The sequence below is a fragment of the Clostridium sp. CTA-19 genome (assembly GCF_054767855.1).
Window position 1 is genome coordinate 1 of record NZ_BAAABH010000088.1, and the last position, 729, is coordinate 729.

Below are 729 nucleotides of genomic sequence, written 5' to 3' on the forward strand. Positions count from 1 at the left end.
ATTGTATAGAAAGGATTTTATTATGGGAAGATCAGCTATAAATATTGAAACACTGCATAATTTTAAAATTGAAGAATTAATAGAAATACGAAATTCAACAGAAAACAACCGACAAAGGTTAATATTAACTACTGTTATAATGAGATATTTGAACTATTCTAATAAAGAAATAATGACATTAACTGGCCTTTGCCAAGCTACAATCGTTTCTTATGTTAAGAAGTGGAACGCCGTAGGCTTCGACACTTTAAAAGAGTGTCGTGGAGGCTCTTTAGGTAAATTATCTCCTGATATTATAGAAAATCTTATTTACACAGTAAAAAATRTATCTCCTATAGATAAAGGGTTKGTTGCTAACACTTGGACTTGTGCTCTTCTTGCTCTTTATATTGAAAGAGAATTTGGAGTAAAAGTTACCGAAGAAGCTATTAGATTGAGATTRATTGAAAATAATATTTCTTATAAAAGAGCTCAACCTATGCCTACTAAATTTGATAAGGCCCAACAAGAAGCCTTTAAAAAAAATACGAAACCAACTATCTATTTTAGAATCTTCATCTGATGTAACTGTTTATGCATTAGATGAAACTAGTGTATCTGTTGAATCTGTTAACTATTACTCTTGGAGCACAGTAGGACATCCCCCTATACTTGAGAAAAATGGTTCTCATAAAGGGCTACGCCTAGTTGGCTCCACATCTATTTTAAATAATATGCATACTGTTGTTG

General features: G+C 31.5%; 1 protein-coding gene. It reads left to right on the forward strand.

From position 1 onward, the window contains the following. The coding region (locus ACYUE0_RS17725; RefSeq protein ID WP_460271939.1) for a helix-turn-helix domain-containing protein at window positions 1-562 on the forward strand (562 nt) is incomplete at its 5' end. Window positions 563-729: the final 167 nt, after the last annotated feature.